Here is a 21,140-nt window from a genome sequence, read left to right on the forward strand (position 1 = left end):
CATGAAGCTGATAGAGTCTGATTTGAAACCTCAATTCGCGCCGATGTTCGATGTCGAGCATATTCGTGCTGATTTCCCGATCCTCAAACTCCAGGTCAACGACAGGCCCCTGGTTTATCTTGATAATGCGGCGTCCAGCCAGATGCCGCAGCCGGTGATCGATCGTCTGGTGCGCTACCAGGCCACGCAACATGCCAATATCAACCGTGGCGTGCATTATTTATCAGAAACGGCTACCGCCGAATACGAGGATTCGCGCCGCAAACTCCAGTACTTCATCAATGCGCGCGAAGATAGGGAAGTCATCTTCACCAGCGGCACTACAGATGCGATCAATCTGGTGATGCATGGTTATGGCCGCAAGTTCATCGGCGGGGGTGACGAAATCATCCTTACCACGCTCGAGCATCATTCAAACATTGTGCCATGGCAGATGCTGGCGGAGGAGAAAGGCGCAAAGATCCGTGTCGTCCCCATCAACGACGCGGGCGAACTTCTTGTCGACGAGTATGAGAAGCTGTTTAATGAGCGCACGAAATTCGTCGGCGTGCTGCACGTATCGAACGCGTTGGGCACTGTCAACCCGATCAAATCGATGATTGAGTTCGCGCATAAACGCGGAGTGCCGGTGCTTATTGATGGGGCGCAGGCGGTACCGCATATGAAAGTCGATGTGCAGGATCTCGATTGCGATTTTTATGCTTTTTCGGGCCACAAGCTGTGCGGCCCGACAGGGATCGGCATCCTGTATGGCAAGGCTGAGCTGCTCGAACGCATGCAGCCATTCAAAGGCGGCGGGGATATGATTTTGTCGGTGACGTTTGAAAAAACGACCTACAATACCATCCCGCACAAATTCGAAGCCGGTACGCCTCCAATTGCGGCTGCCATCGGGCTCGGTGCCGCGGTTGATTATCTATTGGGGATCGGCATGGATGCAATCGCGGCGCATGAGCTTGATCTGCTCAACTATGCGACTGAGCAGATACGCCATTTGCCGGGGGTGCGTATCATCGGCACCGCCCCAGTGAAGACCGCAGTGCTGTCGTTCGAGGTCAAAGGCGTCCATCCGCATGATATTGGCACGCTTCTGAATCAGGAAGGGGTCGCGGTGCGTACTGGTCACCATTGCGTGCAGCCGGTGATGCTGCGTCTCAAGGTGCCGGCAACGACGCGCGCCTCATTTGCGTTTTACAACACGATGGCCGAAGTGGATACATTTATCACGGGCCTTCGCACAGTGCAGAAAGTTTTCACGTAATGAATACCAAGTCGCTCTATCAAGAGGTTATCCTCGATCACAATAAAAAGCCCCGCAATTACGGCACGCTCGACAAGGCAAGCCATCAAGCCGTCGGTCATAACCCGCTGTGCGGCGATCATCTCAATATCGCGCTAAATCTAGACCGGGATCTCATTGACAGCATTGCGTTTCACGGTGAGTCATGTGCGATCTGCAAGGCATCAGCCTCAATGATGACTACTGTCGTTAAAGGAAAGACGCGTAGCGATGCCGAAACGCTGATTCAGGAATTTCGCGATATGGCAATGGGCAAGCTTGACCTTGACAGTCCTCACCATCTTGGGCGGTTGACGGTATTTGCCGGAGTACGTGATCTTCCAACGCGTGTCAAATGTGCGATTCTGCCGTGGCACACGCTGCATGCGGCGCTCAATTCCGTCACCACTACCTCGACGGAGGCTGCTGATGATCCAATGCACGCCACCATTGGCGATGCCTGACTGATGGGAAGAGAAAATGCCAAAAATTTCTGAAATAGAGGGTACCCCGAATCGGAATGCGTTGAAATTCATCCTCAAGGAACCTTTGACTTGGGGTGTGACGCACTCCTATGATAATGCTGAGCAAGCGAAGGACGATCCACTCGCCGCGGCGTTGTTTGACATCGATCATGTGACCAATGTATTTTATGTCGACCGCTGGATCACGATCACCCAGGACGGGGGGGCAGACTGGCAGGATCTGGCGCGCGAGGTCGCCGACCCGATCCGCGCCGCGCCTGGGGCGGGTGCCCAATCGGACGCCGCTGTGGCAGCGGCGAACACCGCCATCGCCGGGTTAAGTCCCGAGGATCAGCAGCGGCTCGACACCATCAACGCATTGCTCGACGAGGAGATACGGCCCTATCTGCAGAACGACGGCGGCGATCTCCATGTGCTCGGCCTCGAAGGTAACAAGCTCAGCGTGCACTACCAGGGTGCCTGCGGCACTTGTCCGAGCTCAATCTCGGGTACGCTCAGGGGTATCCAGAATATGCTGAGGTCGATAGAGCCGGATCTTGAGGTTGTCGCAATGTAGTGATGCGGAACCTGACATTCGCCGAACGTCAGTTGCGCAACGCGTTTCCCAGCTTATTGCACACCTTCAGGATGCAGTTCGGCAACCGGCGCGAAAACGCTGACTGATGCACGGTCAGCGGCCAGGTAAGCGGTATTGCGAATTGATGGGTTACGCTTCGCTTTACCCATCCTACATAAACGCCAAACCGCGGAATGATTGATAAGTCTATCCCCTTCTACTGAAACGTCTCCAGGTACTCCTTCAACACCACCGCGTTGTTGTGGTGGAGTTCTTTCGAGCCGAAGAGAAGCGTGGTGTTTCCGCGTCCAATTTTTGCCACGAGTTCCTTTACCGCCACGGTATTGCTCTTAAGCTCATCCAGGTATCGGCGCCGGAATTCGGGCCACTTCCCCAGCTCATGTTGATACCAGTGCCGTAACGCATTCGATGGGGCGACTTCCTTGGCCCAGAACTCGACTTTAGCTTCGGCCTTCGAAAGGCCGCGCGGCCACAGACGATCGACAAGGATGCGTAACCCATCCGAGTCCTTGGGTGGGTCGTAGGCGCGTTTCAGTTCAAGCTTCATCATCGCCTGTCACTACAATAGTGAATAGTGAATACAGTAATTAGGCAATACCACGTAACAGTAGTCAACCACAATTTAACCTATTCCTGAGAACGTTCCTTGGGTTTCTGAAACGGCTCGGGGACAAGCCCGAAGCAATCTCAATTCTTCCGCTGATACTGATCGGCTATACTATTATGAATAATTCAGAGAATCTCTGGATTCCCGCTTTCGCGGGAAAGACGATGACTTGGTGGGGAGTTTATTGCGTGTCAGCGTGATGCCATGGCATGGCGTCGATGAATGATCTATCGCTTCTCCTTAAAAAAATCAGATGCTCTGGATAAAATCGCTGCACATAATTTTCATGGTAACGTGGTTCGCCGGACTGTTTTATTTGCCGCGCCTGTTCGTCTATCATGCCATGAGCAATGACCCGCCAGGGGTCGAGCGTTTTAAGGTGATGGAACGCAAGCTCTATTATGGCATCATGACGCCCGGGGCAGTGTTGACCATCTTTTTCGGCCTGTGGCTCTGGCTGGGTTATGGCATCTCCGGCGGGTGGCTGCATGCGAAACTTGCGCTGGTAATCGGGTTGATCGGGTATCACCTCTACTGCGGCAGACTGCTCGTTGATTTCAAGCATGATCGAAACCGGCATAGCCACGTTTATTATCGCTGGTTCAATGAAATTCCAGTGGTATTGTTGATTTCCGTGGTAATACTGGTGGTAGTGAAACCATTCTAAGAATCACGTCACTCCTCATTCCACAAAGTCGAAGCCTATCGATCTTGCCAAGTCTTGGTAATTCAGGAGAGGCGAGATGGCTTTGAATCAATAAAGAAACATGGAAACAATTACAGTCAATCTTGCTGCAACGCCTGGTGAACGGAGTTATCCGATCCATATCGGCAATGGTATTCTGAGCCAGACAGGAATTATCCTGAATCTCTTGCCGCGGAAGCGGGTTGCAATCGTTACCAACACCACGGTGGCGCCGCTTTATCTGGAAAAATTGCGTAGTACGCTGGAAAGTCAGGACGTGGTGTCGGTGCCGATCATTCTTCCAGACGGGGAGGAGCACAAGAATTGGCAAACGCTGAATCTTATTTTCGATGCGCTTCTGACACACCGGTGCGAACGTAGTACTCCCATCATCGCGCTGGGCGGGGGGGTTGTTGGTGACTTGGCCGGGTTCGCCGCGGCGACCTATCTGCGTGGAGTGCCATTTATGCAATTCCCAACCACGTTGCTGGCGCAGGTTGATTCCTCGGTGGGTGGCAAGACAGGCATCAATCATGTGCTCGGGAAGAATATGATCGGAGCCTTCTATCAACCGCGGGTGGTAGTAGCGGATAGTGATACGCTCGATACCTTGCCTGAGAGGGAGTTGCGCGCAGGCATCGCCGAGATCATTAAATATGGTCTTATCCGCGATCCCAATTTTATGGAGTGGATCGAGCGGAACATGACCGGGCTTCTTGCACGGGATTCCGAAGTGCTGGTTGAAGCAATAAGGCGCAGTTGCGTGAATAAGGCGGAGATTGTGGAAGCCGATGAACGCGAAAGCGGTGTCCGGGCATTACTCAACCTCGGGCATACATTTGGCCATGCCATTGAAAACGCAATGGGCTATGGTGTGTGGCTGCATGGCGAAGCTGTTGCGGCAGGTACGGTACTGGCGGCGGAATTGTCGCAACGGATGGGTATGATCGGAAAGGTTGATGTCGAGCGGATCCGGAATATCTACAGGCAGGCAGGGCTGCCTGTCGCTGCTCCCAGTCTCGGTCCGGAAAAATACTTGCACCTGATGGGGCTGGACAAGAAGGTGGAAGGGGGCAAAATGCGTTTCATTCTACTCAATCGTATAGGGGAAGCCGTGGTCCGCTCCGATGTACCTGCTGCGGTACTCGCTGAAACTCTTCTGGAATGTACCGCAAATGCATGAGCTGGCGCCTTATGCGGTCTCACAGGAAAATTCTCGCGGCCGCCGCATCGAGGAAGAACCTTCCCCCGGGCGCACATCCTTCCAGCGTGATCGTGATCGAATTATTCATTCCACGGCCTTCCGCAGGCTTGAATACAAGACGCAGGTTTTCGTGAATCACGAAGGAGACCTGTTCCGCACACGCTTGACGCACAGCCTGGAAGTGGCCCAGATTGGCCGTTCGATAGCACGTAATTTACATCTTAACGAAGACCTGGTTGAAGCTATTGCCCTGGCGCACGACTTGGGTCATACGCCATTCGGCCACGCAGGGCAGGATGCGCTGAACGATTGCATGAAAGATTACGGCGGCTTTGAGCACAATTTGCAATCCCTGCGCGTGGTGGATGTGCTGGAAGAGCATTATGGCGCGTTTGATGGTCTGAATCTGTGCTTTGAGACTCGCGAAGGCATACTCAAGCATTGCGCGAAGAAAAATGCGCTGAAACTCGGAGACGTAGGTGAACGTTTCCTCTCAAACCAGCGGCCATCGCTGGAAGCGCAGCTCGCCAATGTTGCTGATGAAATTGCCTATAACAATCACGATGTGGATGATGGGTTGCGCTCCGGTCTTATCACGCGGGAGCAACTCGAAGAAGTCGGCCTATTCCGTAGGCATTTGGCGATGGCTAAAAAGCGGTATCCCGACATAACAGGGCGGCGTTTGATTCATGAAACCATACGGCGCATGATCAACACCCTGGTGGGGGATCTGATCAAGCAAAGCGCCAGGAATATCACCGATGCCCGCCCTGATAGCTTGCCCGCGGTGCGGGCAGCAGCACCGTTGATTGGTTTTAGCGAGAGTATCCAGCAGGAGCAGCAGGAATTAAAAAAATTCCTGCGGGACCACCTCTACCGGCACTACCAGGTAGCCCGCATGAGTGCCAAGGCACGTCACACCATCGAAAGGCTATTTCATGCATTTTGTGCGGATATCCGCCTGCTCCCACCGCTGTACCAGATAAAGTATTCTCAGGATGGGCATCAGGCAATCGCCGACTACATCGCCGGCATGACTGACCGCTACGCTATCCGCGAATATCGGCGCATGTTCGCTATCAAGGAGATCTGAGTACTACGAAATTCTTCACCTGCACGGAAGCAACAGATAAGTATGAGAACGCTGACCCCGCCGGGGTTGGTGATATGCCTCAGAGATAATGTACCCGGAAGTCATTCACTGGTAATATCGGCAGTTCGGTAGAGTGGTAACGTGCTGCAAGCGGCGATGGCTATTATCCCGAAAAATGGGAATAAGTTTCCGCAAAGCGCTTTTCCCGCCGGACTTCCGCGTTTACCGCGTTTAAACAGAACAGATCCATGACAAAACTGAAAAACGATACATTGCTGCGAGCCCTGCTACGGCAATCTACCGAGTACACACCCGTTTGGCTGATGCGCCAGGCCGGGCGTTATCTGCCCGAATACAACCAGACGCGCGCCCGCGCCGGTAATTTCCTTGCGCTATGCAAAAACCCCGATTTTGCCACCGAGGTTACCATGCAGCCCCTGGCACGGTTTCCGCTGGATGCCGCGATACTATTTTCGGATATTCTTACGATTCCGGATGCAATGGGCCTCGGGCTTTATTTCTCCGATGGCGAGGGGCCCAAGTTCGAGCGGCCCTTGCGCGAGGAGTGGGAAATTCGCGCGCTTACAGTACCTGATCCCGCAGTACATTTACGCTATGTGATGGATGCGGTTTCGCAAATTCGCAGGACGCTGGATAACCGTATTCCGCTGATCGGTTTTTCCGGCAGCCCATTCACGCTTGCCTGCTATATGGTTGAGGGTTCCGGTGGCACTGATTTCCGTCAAATCAAGACCATGTTATACCAGCGGCCCGATCTCCTGCATCATATCCTCAATATTACCGCCCAGGCGGTAACGGCTTATCTGAATGCGCAGATCGAGTCGGGTGCGCAGGCGGTAATGATTTTTGATACCTGGGGCGGGGCATTGTCGCATGCTGCTTATCAGGAATTTTCTCTACGTTATATCAGTCAAATATTGGCTGGGCTAAAGCGTGAGCATGGCGGCGGGCGGATTCCCAACATTGTTTTCACAAAGGGCGGCGGGTTATGGCTGGAGAGTATCGCCGACAGCGGTTGTGATGCGGTAGGGCTCGATTGGACGGTGGACATAGCCGAAGCGCGCCGGCGCGTCGGCCACAAAGTCGCCCTGCAAGGCAATCTCGATCCCGCCGTGCTGTTCGCGGCACCGGAAGTCATTGTCGCCGAGGTGGAAAAAATACTGGCAGGTTACGGTAGCGGCGACGGTCACGTGTTCAATCTGGGCCACGGCATCTCCCAATTCACACCGCCGGAAAGCGCCCTGACACTGGTGGAAGCGGTCCACAGCATCAGCCGGAAGTACCGCCAGCATTCGCCTTTATAAATATAAAGGGTTTAAACTATAGTGCCTGAATTAATTTCGAATTTTCCGTAGGGCCATCTCGTGCACATACTGATTATTGAAGACGATCCGGCAATAGCCACCAATCTTTATGATTTTCTGGAAGCTCGCGGTCACAGTGTCGATGCTGCGGCCGACGGCATCACGGGTTTGCATCTCGCGGTTACACAGCGATTCGACGGTATCCTGCTTGATCTTGGGCTGCCGGGCATGGACGGAATCATGCTGTGCCGAAAGCTTCGCCAGGAAGCGAATCTCGATACACCGGTGCTGATGCTGACCGCGCGCGATACACTGACGGACAAGCTGAAGGGTTTCGACTGTGGAGCGGACGACTACCTGGTCAAGCCCTTCGCGTTGAAGGAAGTCGAGGCGCGCCTGGTCGCGATGCACAAACGGCACGGGGGTAAGGTTACCAGCCGTACGCTGGAAAGTGATGATCTGACCTTCGATCCAAAAACGCTGTCGGTCCGTTTTGCTGGCGCAAGCGTCAAATTGCCGCCGAAATGCATCCGCCTGCTTGCGCTGATGATGGGCGAGCCCGGCCGCGTTTTCAGCCGGAGAGAGCTGGAATCCGAAGTCTGGGGAGACGCGCAGGGAACCAGCGATACCTTGCGCAGCCATATGCATGAATTGCGCCGCGCACTGACCCGGGCTGGCGGCTACGATCCGATCGAGACGGTTCATGGACTCGGTTACCGCCTGATTTCCCGTGCCGGGATTTAAGCGTGGCCTTCGCCTGCGTGTCGCGCTGGCATTTGCGATATTCTGTATAGTTGTCGTTGGAACCCTCGGTATCAGCCTTTATATTGCTTCCGATGACATCGAAGAGGCGCATATCGAGCAGATTATCGAAACCGAGATGGATTATCTTCTCCAGCGTTACCATGAGCGCGGCGATTTTGTCCCGCAGGTCGGGTCCAACCTGGAGAAATACATCATTCATGATTCCGCCGAGGAATCCCAGTTGCCCCCTTATCTGCAGGGACTCAACTACAGGCGTCATAAGGTGTTTCGTGGGCCGGAGGAGGTCCGGGTCGCAGTGCGGCACGTCGACGGCGTCAAGTTTCTTGTTGCCTATGAAATTGGGCTCCACGATCAGCGGCAGCAGGAGCTCAGGCTTCTTATCGTGCTGTCCCTCCTGTCGGTGGTCGGCGTCGCACTGGTAGTGGGATATCTGCTTGCCGGGTTACTCGTCAAACAGGTTACCGATCTTGCCGAGCGGGTAAGACATCTTGCGCCCGGCGACGTGCAGGGCGCAACGATGATCCAGCCGGGGCAGGACGAGGAAGTGGCACAGCTTGCCCATGCCCTGGACGACTATCAGAACCGCATTACCCGCATGCTGCGGCGTGAGCAGGAATTCACCGCCAATGTCAGCCACGAGCTCCGCACCCCGATTACGACGATTCTGACGAGTTGCGAGCTTCTGGTTACGGAGCCAGGTCTCTCCGAGAGGTCGCGTGTCCGCATTGGAATGATCGAGGCCGCGGCGACGCGCATGGGCGAGCAATTGCAGGCCTTGCTATTTCTTGCCCGCGAGCAGGCGCTAGGCATCATGGAACCGGTAGCGCTTGCCGAATGCGTTTATGATGCCGCGGAACCGGTATGCACCGAAATCTATCGCAAACGCCTCACTTTCGAGGTGGCGGTAGAGCCGAAGGCCGTCCTCACGTTGAACCGGCAAGCGCTGCATACCGCGCTTGTCAATCTGCTTCGCAATGCAGTGCAATACACCGAGCGTGGTTTTATCCGGGTAAATTTCAGTCAGAACCGCATTTCCATCTCCGATTCCGGTATCGGCATCGAGCCGTTCTATCTGCCGCTTCTGTATGAGCGCTTCTTCCGCGGATCCGCGCAGGGCGAAGGTCTGGGAATCGGGCTTGCCATCGTCAAGCGTATCTGCGACCACTATGGCTGGATCATCGAGGTCGACAGCACTCCCGGGCAAGGCGCGACCTTTCACATTACATTTCCATAATTAGCGGTGGCTGGAACGAACACGGGCAGAAGCGAATTTCTGCTTCGTTAACTTGTCAGGCGCAGCGTTACCATGCCGGTGCTTCCTGCCAAGGGCGTCTCTCCCATCCGGCTCATCCCTCTAAACGCGCGTACTTCACTGTCGAGGGCGCGGCAATCGCATAGACTTCCTGTTAATTGCGGTATGCCTTTTTTTCAGGGCAAAGACGGTGATCGTCCCGAGGTCGCAGGTCGCTTCTCCCAGCCGCCTGAACCTGCGGAGCGCGTCGCTTTATAGCCTGCTACTTCCCTATTTCTTTTACCGATCGCATCTTTGCGCACCACCTCGTATCGGCCCCGAACTATTTTTACATTCGCTTAACCGGTCCCGAAAAATTCGGCCTTTCACGGCACATCTCTTTTTCATAAGGAAAATCATACCGGAAATTCCATTTTTAAATGGCGTTATTTCCTGGGAGGGTTTAAAGGTGATTTTTTTGCTTGTTTTCACAAATTAATCACATATGCACGACATTCTCTTCACACACACTGTGGCAATCTGTGCACCATTGCAATACATTTGTAACATGTTAACGCAGCCTTAATGAACGACGCTGTTTAATGATTTAACTAGTTTTAAGAAAAAAATTATGGCTATTGCGGGATTCGTTTGAATAAACAGATAGATCACCAGGGGACGTTGAATCTGCAGCACGCCAAAATTGGAGGGGATGGAGGCGCCGTTCTTCCGGTCACGTTGCATTCATTAAAAAACTTGATGAGATAAGGGTAAACATATGCATACATGTAGCCATGCGGTTGTCGGGTGTATGGACTTCCGGATTCAAAAGACCGTTACAAAATTACTTGAACATTTGAATATTCCAGAGGGAACATTTGACCGGGTCACTTTTGCCGGAGGCGCAGCCAATATGGAGCAGCTCAAAATCCATTTGGGGCTCTCCAAGAAGTTGCATGATAGCTGCATGGCTGTGCTTTCCGTGCACGAGGATTGCGGCGCAGGCGCCGTGAAGGAGGATCTTTTCAAGGCAGCGGACACCGCGCGTTCCATGGGATTCGATCCAAAGTTATTTTTTATCAAACTTGACGGAACCTGGGAAGAAGTTAAGGCTGCCTAGAAGCGAGAGCTAAGTCATCCGGAAACTTTCATTTGCCTTTGGAGGAATACATGACAAGCATTTCTTTGAACAGCAAAGCAAAACTGTTAAGCGGGGATGCGATCCGTGAAGGAGTGCCATCTCTGCGCCGCAGTCGAAGGGGTGCTATGGGACGTGGCTCAAGCGCCTTGGCGCTCTCGTGACAGCCGGTTTTGGAAGCAGGGCTGGCCGTAAGGATGCGGCCGGATTAATAATTAAATAAGAGGGGTATCTCAATGTCAATTTCCAGTCTTCTTGTACCCGCGATACTGTTTTTTGCCCTTGGCATGTTCGCGTGCATCGTCAAATCGGATCTGAAATTTCCACCCGATATGCATAAGATGGTCGTTATCTACCTGCTTATCGGTATTGGACTACATGGCGGCAAAGCGCTGTCCACATCCAACATGGCCGATGCGCTTCCCGCCGTGTGGGCGGCGCTTGGATTTGGCATTGGTTTGCCTATCATTGCCTACATAATCTTGCGAGCCATTGGAAGAATCGACCCGCTCAACGCGGCAGCCATCTCCGCGCATTACGGTTCGGTGAGCGCGGGCACCTACATGACGGCGGTGGCGTTCTTGGGCGGGATTGGCGTGACCTATGAGGCCTATCCCGTCATCATGCTGGCGATCATGGAATCTCCCGCGATCATGATCGGCCTGGTCCTCGCCGGCTATTCCCGTAAAATCCTGGGAGGAGCGCAAAAGGGTGAAAAGGGGATGATGAAGCACCTGATGATCGAGGCGTTTACGAATGGCAGTATCCTGCTGCTGTTCGGTTCCATGGCGATCGGCGCGGCGGTCTCGGAGCCAAGCTACCACAAGATTGAGCCATTTTTTGAAACCATCTTTATGGGCGCCTTATGCCTGTTCCTGGCCGATATGGGCATGGAAGCCGGGAAAAGGTTGTCGGAATTCAAGGCGGTAGGCCTCTTCCTGGTCGGTTTCGGCATAGTGATGCCCCTGATCGGCGCCTTTTTTGGGTTGGTGGTGGGCCACTACTATCTGCAATACTCGGTAGGCGGCGTGACTTTGGTAACGGTGCTCGCGGCCAGCTGCTCCTACATCGCGGTACCGCCGGCGATGCGGCTGGCGGTGCCCGAGGCAAACCCTTCCTTCTACCTGACCCTGTCGCTCGGATGTACTTTCCCCTTCAACGTGGTGGTCGGCATTCCCCTTTATTACGCCGCGGCCCAGTATCTGGCGGGACAGTAAGTCAAATTATTTGAGATTATCCAAATGCGGAATATCGCGTAACCATTATTGGGAGAAACCGGATTATGAGTTCAGACGTTCTAATACCACTGAAACGCATAGAAATCGTCATTGATGAAGAGGCGCTGGGTAAGTTGCTGGGACTATTGCGGACAGCCGGCGTGCGTGGCTATACATTCATCAATCATGCGGGCGGCCTCGGATCCCGCGGCGAACGGCGCCCGGACGACTACGGCCTGGAGGAAAAAAACGCGGTGGTGATCCTCGCCTGTGAGGAAAAGCAGGCGGAGAGGCTTATTATGACACTGCGCCCGAGACTTAAGGAATTTGGCGGCATGTGCCTGATCTCGGACTGCCAATGGGTAATTGGGCCTGCGGTTTCATACTGATCCGGTATCGAAGTGAGACGATTCGTATGGGTAAAGCAAGGCTATACTAAAGAATAGCCTATTATTGTTAAGTGTGGCCTTGTTTTTACGTTCCCAATACCTAAGGAGTTGATCATGCTACAGCAACCATTTTCCAGGAAAACATTGTTAGGCGGCCTTGCGTCCTTACTTCTGTCCGGCATGCTAATCACGCAAGCCACTACTGCAAACGCGCTGGATACCGCTTATGCCAAATTCAACAAAGCCGGAGAATTAATCCGTCCCGCCCATTATCGGGAGTGGATTTTTGTGGGTTCACCGGTCACTCCAAAAGATATGAACGATGGTAAGCCGGCATTCCCGGAATTCCACAATGTTTATATTGATCCGACGAGCTGGCGTTACTGGAAAAGAACCGGGAAATTCCGCGACGGAACCATTTTTGTGCTGGAAATGGTCAGTGTTGGAGACAAAAAATCGTCCAGTGGAAATGGATACTTCCAGGGGGAGTTCGGCGGTCTTGCAGCGGCTGTCAAGAGCAAGAGGCGATTCCCGAACAAGACAGAAAATTGGGCGTATTTTGGTTTTGACGATAAGCGGACCGCCGCGGCACAGCCCGATGATGCCTGCGCTGCATGTCACAAGGCTAATGCCGCCGAAGACATGGTCTTCACCCAACATTACCCCGTGTTGCGCGCGGCCAAGCCGACGACCAAGCCCAAGGGAAAAGGTAAAAGCCGGGGAATAGGCCAGGGAAGCATGGATATTGATCGCGGAGAGTAAGATTTTGAATTGAGTAGAGCTGCTCTCCTCTCGCATTTTGATCGGGAATCGCGTGATTTAATGCCCTGGAGGTAGTACGTCAGGAAGTCAAGCGGCAAGAACGGCTTGCGAATTTTGCGAACCGTATCCCTCCACAAAGCCGTTCTTTTACCGCTTCGGGCAGGCAGATTGTTAGGGCTCGGCGCAGGCAAGTCTGGCTCTTCAAACCTGCCGATCACTATTAGTCCGGGGATTTACCAAGCACCTAGAATCGCTTTGGGCGAGGAATTTCGTGGATACCCGGAGTTTATTCAACATTAACCTTATTTAGGTATGCAATGGCGAGACCTGTGACGGGACGAGAATTTGTGCAGGCGGCAAAGGAAAGAATCGCGACGGCTAAAACGGTTGATGCATTGCGCGCGGCTCAAGCATTGCTTCTGCCGCTGGAGTTTGGACTATCGCTGGAACAGACGGCTACCATCATTGGCCTCTCGAAGAGCCGGACCGGGAAGCTGCGAACCCGATTTCAGCGTATCGAGATCGGGGTGGAGCAGGTCAAGACCAAGAAAGGACTTCGCAATCACGCACGGATGAGCCTGGATGAAGAGGTAAAGTTTCTTGCTCCATTTATTACCCAAGCGCAAAATACGGGTGTTCTTCTTATTCCACAATTGAAAGCGGAACTTGAACGATGTGTGGGTAGATCGGTATCGACGTCGACGGTCTATCAGCTGCTTCGGCGCCACGGCTGGTCAAAGCTTGCACAACATCCGAGGACGGATATGGAGGTGATGCAGGCATGGAAAAGGATCGCCCAAGAGAAATAAAGCGCCACCACAAAATGGAATCATCCATATCGGTCCACAACGCATAGTGACTTAGTGCATCGCATTCCCCTAGAATCAGAATCATCCTGATCTCTGATATCCCGCATCCCCAGGCAGGCTGACCGGCCGTCAAGAACAGAATCGTCACATCTCCACATTCCCGTCATTTGGCATCAGCTGAATGCGTCATCCAGTTAACTCACCTTAACTTCTTCCCGGGTTCGCTCAACCTTGGTAAACATGGCTTTGAATGCAATCCAAGGAAAGGGTGTGTCCGCTCGCCGGTGGTAACGATGCATTTCACAGGATGCCACTTGAAGAATCGTGGGATATTGCTATCGCTTAGGACGTTTGAAAAGATATATTTCCTGTCGCTACGGGGCAAGTTGATGATGACGAAAAAAACTTGTGGATGTGAAGAGCATGTTGGCTAAATGTTAGGTAGTTGTGAAGTATTAATGAACATGAGCGCTTCTTTCACGGCTAGACCTGATGGAGAATAAGTCCCATACGTTCCGAAAAGCCATCTCCCGATGCTGCCAATTTCCGTTCCGAGGGCGGCCCCCCGCTCATGCGATGTAATCTCAACCTAATGTAATAAAGAATAAATCCAGTTATTTTATTCTCCATCCGCTAATTTCTGAGATCTTGGTTCTCCTGTCTGCCGTATTACCATGTTCCCGAGAGCCACCCAGGAAACGAATTAAACCAATCCGAAAATAATTCTTTACAGTTGTGAAGAATGTGTATAATAAATGTCAAGAATTTGTGAAGTATTGTGAAGTAAACGGGTTTCGAGGAGTTTGGCTCCTTCAAACGCAAGATGCCAGACTCACGAGTTAACCAGGGAGAAATGTTAGAAAAGTGTACTGAATTGTCACATATCCTGAATAAGATGAACGATACAAGCTGTTTGGATATGTGACATGGAATGCGTAATTCCTGTCCTGATTGTCGGTAACTGAACAATTGATTTTACAAGGTATCCGGTAAGTGAAACTCCGGTTTTTTCAACTACTTGGGATTATTTAAATCATGCTAAAAACATCTGCTAACACCTTTCTTTATTTCGCATATGGCGCAAACATGCTGTCTCGCAGAATTCAAGATGCAGCGCCATCGGCGGTCGCGATGGATACTGGCTTCATTCAGGGTCATCGGTTCACCTTTGGCAAGGTAAGCCGCGATGGTTCCGGAGAATGCGATATCGAAGTAACGAACAACCTGAAGGACCGGGTTTATGGGGTTCTTTACAAAATAAACGTAAAGGACAGATCGAATCTAAATGACGCGGAAGGCCTTGGAACATATAGCGAAGCAAACGTCCAGGTCGTAACCGCAACGGATAATTGCCCGGCGATGACGTACATCGCCCGCTATAAAGATGCAGCGCCGCTTCGCCCGTATCAATGGTATAAAGGCCTCGTTATAGCCGGAGCGGTGGAACATGATTTGCCGAATGCGTATGTGGAATGGCTGCGAACATTCGAAGCGCAGGTAGATTCGAATAGCGCTCGCCGTGCCGAGGGCGAAGCCCTGTTATTCGGTAATATACCGCTAGACTATCACCAGTTTAACCAGGGCACGTGGCCGCTTGCCAGAGAGGCATCATAAGAGGCGCCGCTTTCCTGAATGATCCGGGCGCAGAATTCTGGTGGCGCCGGAGATGTTTCACATAGCGCCACAAACCGGACTTATTGGTTAACTGGCAGGACTTGAAGGATTGCTTGCTGCGGATTCTTCAAGTCCGACAGGCTGCGAGCCTATGGTAAAAATTGAGGCGCCGCCTACTGATTTTTCCTTCCTGAACCGCTTGTGCAAGGGCACAGCCGGGCTCAGCGCGATGACGGCAATTGTTGAATCTGCATTGCCCGATGTAGGGGTGAAATTCAATAAACCCCCACGCCAAATCCTCACCATCAATGTAATGCAGACCGAACTCCTGCATGCCGGGGGAATCGATGATGCGGCTGTTCTCGTCGAGATGGTAGAGCCGTGCATGGGTGGTGGTATGACGTCCGGTATCCAGCGCAACGGAGATCCCCGCAGTAGCGCGTTTTGCGGCTGGAATGAGCGTGTTGATGAGGGTGGATTTACCCATGCCTGATTGACCCACCAGAACGCTGAGGTGGCCGCGCAGGTAGGGCAAAAGTGGCGTGGCATCGTTCTTGGCGCTGATTTGCAACAAGGAGTAGCCTAGCTCCCGGTAAAGCGTGAGAGAAGCAGCGGCAGCACGTGCCGGTTCACCGAGATCCGTTTTGTTGAGCACGATTAGCGCTTTGATGCGCTGATTCTCGGCAGCCGCGAGGCAACGGTTTATTAATTCTTCGCTGAAACTTGGTATGGCCGCGACCACGATGACTATCTGCGTGACATTGGCGGCAATCAATTTCTCGCGGTAAACGTCGCTGCGGTAGAGTATCGCACTGCGCGGCAGAATTGTTTCTATCACTCCTTGTCCCGCCGTGGTGAGCTGAATTTCCACCTGATCGCCACAGGCGGCGCCCCCTTTCTTCCCGCGCATTACACAGGTAAGCGCTGCATCACTCGCGGTTTTAACAAGAAAATGCCTACCGAACGCGGCGACTATCTGTCCGGGAATTGTTAACGGGGAAGGGAAGTGTTGAGTGGAGGTCAAATTTGAAATAGGGTATCAATTTTTGCTGCACAAATAAAATCATTCTCGGACAGGCCATTAACGGCATGTGTAGTGTATTCCACCCGGCATTTGTTATAGCCGACCGTAATGTCCGGATGATGGTCTTCACGATGAGAAATCCATGCGATTGCGTTGACGAAGGCGATGGTCTGATAATAGTTACTGAAATTATAGACTTTCCTGATGAGCTTGCCCGAAAATTCCCATCCATCAAGCTGTTGCATCAATACATCGACTTCGGCGGACGAAAGCGGGGGCATGCCGCCTTCGCAGGGTCGGCATTGTTTGGCTGTGAGGTCATTGATGGTTGCGTTCATTGTCACTCCTGCTGGTTGATGATTGACAAATTGGTCGGTATTCGGACACTGAGGAAGCTAATTATGCGCCAGGTTTTGCAGCCGCGCTATTCTCATTGCTGCAGGCGGATGAGAATCATAAAACGCTGAATGCAGGGGGTCGGGGGTGAGCGTGGCGGCGTTGTCCTGATAGAGTTTAACCAGCGCCCGCATGAGGTCGGTGGCTGAGGCGTTGTACGCGGCGTATTCATCGGCCTCGAATTCATGCTTACGCGAGTATAGGCTTGCGAGTGGCTGGAATAGAAAGGTAAACGCGGGCATAACCAGGAAAAACAGCAGAAGCGCCACTGCTGTTGAGGGGACGGACGAAACGGAAACTCCCAATCCCTGATAAAACCAGCTCTGCTGCATCAAGTAGCCGAGCATCCATAAGAAGACCAAGCTCATGGCAAAACTCCAAACGATGCGTTTGATGACGTGGCGGCGCTTGAAATGGCCCAATTCATGCGCGAGCACCGCCTCAATTTCAGACGCATCCAGGCGGGAAAGCAAGGTATCGAAAAATACGATCCGCTTGGTCTTGCCAAAGCCGGTGAAGTAGGCGTTGCCGTGATTACTGCGGCGTGAGCCATCCATAACGAAAAGCCCGCTGGATTTGAAGCCGCATTTACGCATCAGTTGTTCAATACGCGCCTTGAGTGCGGCATCTTCCAACGGAGTGAACTTGTTGAATAACGGCGCAATCCAGGTTGGATAAATGGCCAGAACCACAAGGTTGAAGCCCATCCAGCCGAGCCAGGCATAAAACCACCAGTTCGCGCCCATTTTTTCCATCAGCCACAAAACGCCTAGTAAAAGCGGTATGCCGAATAGCATTCCCAATGCAGTTCGTTTGACAAGATCGACCAGGAACATGCGTGGCGTCATTTTGTTGAAGCCGAATTTTTGCTCGATAATAAAGACTCGATAATAGCTTATGGGAATTTCAGCCGTGCCAATAAGCAGCATAGCGCTGATGATGAGTGCCATGCCGTTGGCCAGGGGGTTGTTCAACCAGTTTGACCAGAAAGCAGCCAGGGCATCTAGCCCGCCTGCCAGGGTAAATATCAGTAAAAGCGCTGTTTCGAGCAATATGCTGGCATAACCCAGACGCGTCTTTGCACAGGTATAGTCTGCTGCTTTCTGGTGTGCCTCAAGATTGATCTGGGAAGAGAACTCGTCGGGGACGCGGCTGCGATGGGCGAGGACGTGATGGATATGCCGCGCCGACAGCCACATCCGCGCGCAAAAGGTGAGCAGCAGAGCGGCAAGAAAGACAGCGGTAAAAGTTTGCATAATGGGCAGTTAACGCGGCGAGCGCTGGCAAATGTGCCGAAAGGTGACGGCGTACTATCGATATGACACAATTACATATTGAAAATTCAGGAAAGGCGATTCGATTATGGCACAAGATAATAATAACCTTATCTGGATAGATATGGAAATGAGCGGGCTGAGTCCCGACAATGACCGTATCATCGAAGTAGCGCTGGTCGTGACCGATTCTCAACTGAACGTGGTGGCGGAAGCGCCGGTGTTGGTGGTGTCCCAGCCGGAAGCGGTGCTGGATGGCATGGACAGCTGGAATAAATCCACCCATGCCAAATCGGGCTTGGTCGAGAAGGTCAAGACATCGAGATTGGTGGAAGCCGAGGTGGAAGCGCGCATGGTCGCCTTTCTGCAAGAGCATGTTCCACCCGGTATTTCTCCCATGTGCGGGAATTCGATTTGTCAGGACCGCCGCTTTCTGGCCCGGTGGATGCCGCAGCTGGAGGGATATTTTCATTACCGCAATCTTGACGTGAGCAGCCTGAAGGAATTGGTAAAACGTTGGAAGCCCGAGCTCGCGGCGGGATTGACCAAGCAATGTAAGCATGAAGCGCTGGCCGATATTTACGACTCCATTGCCGAGATGAAATATTACCGCGAACATTTCATCAGGGCATAGAATCAATAAGACGCAATTCTCTCGCCGGGTCGAGAGAATCTTTCCTGTCATCTTTTTCATGGATTATTAAGCATGTCGCTCGGCACCGCCTTCACTATTGCCGTTAATCCAAAGATCCCTCCCCGTTTGGCGCGCCTCGAAGAACTGGCCAACGATCTTTGGTACAGCTGGGACCGTTCCACACGTTCCCTGTTTTCCCGTCTACATCCTGGTCTATGGGGTGCGGTGGGGCACAATCCGAAGGCTTTTCTCAAGCGCGTGGATGAATCACTGTTGCTGAAAGCAGCGGAGGATCAGGTATTCCTGGCCAATTACAACAGTATTCTTTCAGCCTATGATTCCTACCATTCCGAGCCGATGCGAAATGCCGGCAATGGCGGCTTGCATCCGGATGATCAGGTAGCATATTTCTGTTTCGAATTCGGTTTCCATGAGAGTTTTCCGATTTATTCGGGGGGTCTCGGTATTCTGGCCGGCGATCACTGCAAGGCAGCGAGCGACTTGCGCTTGCCATTTATCGGTGTCGGCCTGCTCTATCGGCAAGGGTATTTTTTTCAGACCATCGATAATCAGGGTAATCAGCAAGTCATTTACACCGATTCGGATTTTGAAGACCTGCCCGTGGGACCTGTACTGCGCAAGAACGGTTCGGAAGTGAAGATCGAAGTGGAGTTGCCGCAGCGCAAGGTAACGGTAAAGGTCTGGCAGGCAAAAATTGGTCATGTCACGCTCTATCTGCTTGATACAGATTTGCGGGAAAATTCCGCGCAAGACCGCGACATTACTCATCAGCTCTATGGCGGCGACAAGACCAAACGCATCGAGCAGGAAATCATACTCGGCGTTGGCGGCGCTCGCGCATTGCGGGAAATGGGAATGAAGCCGACGGTATGGCATATTAATGAAGGCCACGCGGCATTCATGATGCTGGAACGCATGCGTGATCTGGTGCAGGGGGGGGCGCATTTCCCCAGCGCATTGGAAGCAGTGGCGGCAAATACCGTGTTCACGACTCATACCGCGGTACCGGCAGGGCATGATTATTTCAGCAATGACATGATGTTCGCATATTTCGAGGGATTCTGCCGCGATCTTGGAATCACTCGCGAGGAGTTTATGGCACTGGGCCACGTCTCCGGTAGCCACGATTTCAACATGACCGCTCTCGCCGTCCATGGGTCGCGTTCCCATAATGGCGTGAGCAAGATACACGGCAACGTTTCGGCGCGCATCTGCAGAGATTTGTGGCCGCAGATTGAGCCCGAAGAAAATCCCATGGCCTATATAACGAATGGCGTGCATGTGCCAACTTTCCTGGCGCAGGAATGGGCCGAGTTATTTGACCGCTATCTGGGTTACGAATGGCGCAACAATATATCCAATACCGACTATTGGTCGCGCATCGATACGATACCTGATCATTTGTTCTGGAGCGTGCGTCAGACACTTAAATCGCAGATGCTTTTCGGTATACGTGCTCGCCTCGCGACACAAAATTCCCGCAATCATGGTTCTGAAGCGCATCTTGACCGGTTGCTCAGATTCACGGATCCCATTAGTCCAAATACTTTGATACTTGGTTTTGCCCGCCGCTTTGCAACTTACAAACGCGCCACGCTGCTATTCGAGAATCTCGATTGGTTGCGCAGAATCATGCTTGATCGCGAACGTCCGGTGCTGATAGTTTTTGCGGGTAAGGCCCATCCGGCTGATGTTCCCGGGCAGGACATGATTCGGCGCGTCAGTCAGATCGCGCACCTGCCGGAATTCGAGGGACGGCTTCTGCTAGTCGAAGATTATGACCTGCGTCTCGCCCGGCGGCTGGTAGCGGGGGTGGATGTATGGCTTAACAGCCCGGTATATCCGTTGGAAGCAAGTGGCACTTCAGGCATGAAAGCCGGTATTAACGGGACGATCAACCTGAGCGTGCTCGACGGGTGGTGGGGAGAAGGCTATAACGGCGCGAATGGCTGGGCTATCAAGCCGGGGCCGGAGAATATGGCTCCCGCATTGCGTGACAAGGAAGAGAGCAGGGATTTCTACGAGACGCTGCAAGATCATGTAGTTCCCCTTTACTATAGTCACGATAAATTCGGCTATTCGCCAGGGTGGGTGAAAATGGCCAAAAACTCCATGAAGTCGTTGTTGCCGCGCTATAACTCCACGCGCATGGTGAGCGAGTACACCAGGAATTTTTATGTGCCAGCCAGCAGGCAGGGGGCACTTTATGCCAGGGATGATTTTAGTGGGGCAAAAAAAATCGCCGCCTGGAAAGCTTTTGTGAGGAACGCCTGGGGTGGCGTAACAATACGCCGGTTGGATACACCATCCAAGCGCATCAGCTTTGGCGACGTGCTGAAGTTTGAAGTTGCAGTCAGGCTGAACGGCTTACAGCCTGAGGATGTGATGGTGGAGCTGCTGATTTGCCGCCAGCTCAGGAAGAGCAAATTATGCGACTTCAAACACTTCAGGTTCGAGTTTTCCGGCCTCGAAGAATCAGGCGAGCATTTGTTTGCACTGAATCTTACTCCGGATTTATGTGGCAAACTGCAGTATCACATGCGTGTTTATCCCTATCATTCGTTGCTGACCCACCCATTTGAAATGGGCATGATGGTGTGGTTATGATACA

Annotated in this window: 21 protein-coding genes; 17 read left to right on the forward strand and 4 right to left on the reverse strand. The window is 52.6% G+C overall.

The genetic code is table 11. The features are described from left to right. Window position 1 precedes the first annotated feature (1 nt). From BLP45_RS08375 to BLP45_RS08385, 3 genes are read left to right on the forward strand one after another with little or no spacing between them, the layout of a single operon-like run. Window positions 2-1,261: a cysteine desulfurase gene (locus BLP45_RS08375; protein ID WP_090371666.1), complete on the forward strand. Its 1,260-nt coding sequence runs from the start codon at window positions 2-4 to the stop codon at window positions 1,259-1,261. Then, entirely contained in the window at window positions 1,261-1,743 is a 483-nt protein-coding gene (gene sufU / locus BLP45_RS08380; protein WP_090371668.1) for a Fe-S cluster assembly sulfur transfer protein SufU, read from the forward strand. Before BLP45_RS08375 ends, sufU begins: the two co-directional genes overlap by 1 nt. A gap of 16 nt (window positions 1,744-1,759) precedes the next feature. After that, entirely contained in the window at window positions 1,760-2,320 is a 561-nt protein-coding gene (locus BLP45_RS08385; RefSeq protein WP_090371670.1) for a NifU family protein, read from the forward strand. Between the two features lie 217 nt (window positions 2,321-2,537). On the opposite strand, the gene BLP45_RS08390 is transcribed toward BLP45_RS08385, so the two are convergent. After that, the gene (locus BLP45_RS08390; RefSeq protein ID WP_256327753.1) at window positions 2,538-2,891 is read right to left on the reverse strand and encodes a DUF488 domain-containing protein; all 354 of its coding nucleotides are present in this window, start codon (window positions 2,889-2,891) and stop codon (window positions 2,538-2,540) included. A 310-nt stretch (window positions 2,892-3,201) separates the two neighbouring features. On the opposite strand from BLP45_RS08390, the gene hemJ reads away from it, so the two are divergent. The 12 genes from hemJ (at window position 3,202) to BLP45_RS08450 (ending at window position 15,180) form a co-directional block, all read left to right on the forward strand. Continuing rightward, entirely contained in the window at window positions 3,202-3,615 is a 414-nt protein-coding gene (hemJ, locus tag BLP45_RS08395; protein WP_090371674.1) for a protoporphyrinogen oxidase HemJ, read from the forward strand. Between the two features lie 100 nt (window positions 3,616-3,715). Further along, window positions 3,716-4,816, forward strand: a complete 1,101-nt coding sequence (aroB, locus tag BLP45_RS08400) for a 3-dehydroquinate synthase (RefSeq protein ID WP_090371676.1) — start codon at window positions 3,716-3,718, stop codon at window positions 4,814-4,816. Further along, window positions 4,809-5,930 carry a deoxyguanosinetriphosphate triphosphohydrolase gene (locus BLP45_RS08405; protein ID WP_090371678.1) on the forward strand — a complete coding sequence of 374 codons (1,122 nt, stop codon included), beginning with the start codon at window positions 4,809-4,811 and terminating at the stop codon, window positions 5,928-5,930. Before aroB ends, BLP45_RS08405 begins: the two co-directional genes overlap by 8 nt. A gap of 248 nt (window positions 5,931-6,178) precedes the next feature. Beyond that, entirely contained in the window at window positions 6,179-7,255 is a 1,077-nt protein-coding gene (gene hemE, locus BLP45_RS08410; RefSeq protein WP_090371680.1) for a uroporphyrinogen decarboxylase, read from the forward strand. Window positions 7,256-7,315: 60 nt separating this feature from the next. Continuing rightward, window positions 7,316-7,999, forward strand: coding sequence for a response regulator transcription factor (locus tag BLP45_RS08415; RefSeq protein ID WP_090371681.1), 684 nt, complete (start codon window positions 7,316-7,318; stop codon window positions 7,997-7,999). After that, the gene (locus BLP45_RS08420; protein WP_090371683.1) at window positions 7,986-9,254 is read left to right on the forward strand and encodes a sensor histidine kinase; all 1,269 of its coding nucleotides are present in this window, start codon (window positions 7,986-7,988) and stop codon (window positions 9,252-9,254) included. The genes BLP45_RS08415 and BLP45_RS08420 overlap by 14 nt, the downstream gene beginning before the upstream one ends. 775 nt (window positions 9,255-10,029) lie before the next feature. After that, the gene (locus tag BLP45_RS15095) at window positions 10,030-10,371 is read left to right on the forward strand and encodes a carbonic anhydrase (RefSeq protein ID WP_371128745.1); all 342 of its coding nucleotides are present in this window, start codon (window positions 10,030-10,032) and stop codon (window positions 10,369-10,371) included. Between the two features lie 254 nt (window positions 10,372-10,625). Beyond that, window positions 10,626-11,606 (forward strand): sodium-dependent bicarbonate transport family permease, encoded by a 981-nt coding sequence (locus tag BLP45_RS08430; RefSeq protein WP_090371687.1) that lies wholly within the window; start codon window positions 10,626-10,628, stop codon window positions 11,604-11,606. Between the two features lie 65 nt (window positions 11,607-11,671). Continuing rightward, a complete protein-coding gene (locus BLP45_RS08435; RefSeq protein ID WP_176754709.1) occupies window positions 11,672-11,995 on the forward strand; it encodes a P-II family nitrogen regulator in 324 nt (107 codons plus the stop codon). A gap of 114 nt (window positions 11,996-12,109) precedes the next feature. Continuing rightward, complete coding sequence (locus tag BLP45_RS08440; protein ID WP_090371689.1) at window positions 12,110-12,757, forward strand: cytochrome P460 family protein; 648 nt, start codon at window positions 12,110-12,112, stop codon at window positions 12,755-12,757. A 329-nt stretch (window positions 12,758-13,086) separates the two neighbouring features. Continuing rightward, the gene (locus tag BLP45_RS08445) at window positions 13,087-13,566 is read left to right on the forward strand and encodes a winged helix-turn-helix domain-containing protein (protein WP_256327754.1); all 480 of its coding nucleotides are present in this window, start codon (window positions 13,087-13,089) and stop codon (window positions 13,564-13,566) included. 1,035 nt (window positions 13,567-14,601) lie between these two features. Beyond that, entirely contained in the window at window positions 14,602-15,180 is a 579-nt protein-coding gene (locus tag BLP45_RS08450; protein WP_090371693.1) for a gamma-glutamylcyclotransferase, read from the forward strand. A gap of 127 nt (window positions 15,181-15,307) precedes the next feature. Here the strand turns inward: BLP45_RS08450 and rsgA are convergent, their stop codons facing one another. The 3 genes from rsgA to BLP45_RS08465 all read right to left on the reverse strand — a co-directional run bounded on the left by rsgA (window position 15,308) and on the right by BLP45_RS08465 (window position 17,856). Continuing rightward, window positions 15,308-16,090 (reverse strand): ribosome small subunit-dependent GTPase A, encoded by a 783-nt coding sequence (gene rsgA / locus BLP45_RS08455; protein WP_256327755.1) that lies wholly within the window; start codon window positions 16,088-16,090, stop codon window positions 15,308-15,310. Window positions 16,091-16,200: 110 nt separating this feature from the next. Further along, on the reverse strand, window positions 16,201-16,542 hold the full coding sequence (locus tag BLP45_RS08460; RefSeq protein WP_090371697.1) for a 4a-hydroxytetrahydrobiopterin dehydratase: 342 nt from the start codon (window positions 16,540-16,542) through the stop codon (window positions 16,201-16,203). Between the two features lie 57 nt (window positions 16,543-16,599). Next, a complete protein-coding gene (locus BLP45_RS08465) occupies window positions 16,600-17,856 on the reverse strand; it encodes a M48 family metallopeptidase (RefSeq protein ID WP_176754711.1) in 1,257 nt (418 codons plus the stop codon). Window positions 17,857-17,962: 106 nt separating this feature from the next. On the opposite strand from BLP45_RS08465, the gene orn reads away from it, so the two are divergent. Both orn and glgP read left to right on the forward strand, forming a co-directional pair. Then, window positions 17,963-18,508: an oligoribonuclease gene (orn, locus tag BLP45_RS08470; RefSeq protein WP_090371700.1), complete on the forward strand. Its 546-nt coding sequence runs from the start codon at window positions 17,963-17,965 to the stop codon at window positions 18,506-18,508. A gap of 72 nt (window positions 18,509-18,580) precedes the next feature. Further along, complete coding sequence (gene glgP / locus BLP45_RS08475) at window positions 18,581-21,136, forward strand: alpha-glucan family phosphorylase (protein ID WP_090371701.1); 2,556 nt, start codon at window positions 18,581-18,583, stop codon at window positions 21,134-21,136. Window positions 21,137-21,140 lie beyond the last annotated feature (4 nt).

This window comes from Nitrosospira sp. Nl5 (genome assembly GCF_900102495.1).
GTDB lineage: Bacteria > Pseudomonadota > Gammaproteobacteria > Burkholderiales > Nitrosomonadaceae > Nitrosospira.